This window comes from Allobosea sp. GW821-FHT09G06 (genome assembly GCF_059416005.1).
The window spans coordinates 1-746 of the sequence record NZ_JBWKOI010000014.1 but is presented as its reverse complement, the minus strand read 5'-3'; the positions used below and the strand labels follow the sequence as shown (position 1 = coordinate 746).

At 66.0% G+C, this 746-nt stretch carries 1 protein-coding gene; it reads right to left on the bottom strand.

Annotated features, from left to right (window positions below; translation table 11 throughout):
- Positions 1 to 746 (bottom strand): EF-Tu C-terminal domain-related protein (locus AC07NY_RS25970; RefSeq protein WP_494586091.1); only part of this gene is annotated, 746 nt, incomplete at both ends.

The following is a 746-nucleotide window of genomic DNA, read 5'->3' as shown; positions in this document are numbered from 1 at the left end:
GCGATGATGCTGGCGACGACGCCGGCGCCGACGGTGCGACCGCCTTCGCGGATGGCGAAGCGCAGCTTCTCTTCCATCGCGATCGGGGCGATCAGCGTCACCTCCATCGAGATGTTGTCGCCCGGCATCACCATCTCCGTGCCTTCCGGCAGCGAGACCACGCCGGTCACGTCCGTCGTGCGGAAGTAGAACTGCGGGCGGTAGTTGGTGAAGAACGGCGTGTGACGGCCACCCTCTTCCTTCGTCAGGATGTAGGCCTCGGCCTTGAACTTCGTGTGCGGCTTCACGGAACCCGGCTTGCACAGCACCTGGCCGCGCTCGACGTCCTCACGCTTCGTGCCGCGCAGCAGCGCGCCGATGTTGTCGCCGGCCTGGCCCTGGTCCAGCAGCTTGCGGAACATCTCGACGCCCGTGACGGTCGTCTTCACGGTGTCCTTCAGGCCGACGATCTCGATTTCCTCGCCGACCTTGACGATGCCGCGCTCGACGCGGCCGGTCACGACCGTGCCGCGGCCCGAGATCGAGAACACGTCTTCGACCGGCATCAGGAACGGCTGGTCGATCGGACGCTCCGGCTGCGGGATGTAGTCGTCGACCGTCTTCATCAGCGCGACCACCGCGTCATGGCCGATCGCCTTGTCGCCGTTGTCCAGCGCGACCTTGGCCGAGCCCTTGGTGATCGGGATGTCGTCGCCCGGGAAGTCGTACTTCGAGAGAAGCTCGCGGATCTCCATCTCGACGAGCTC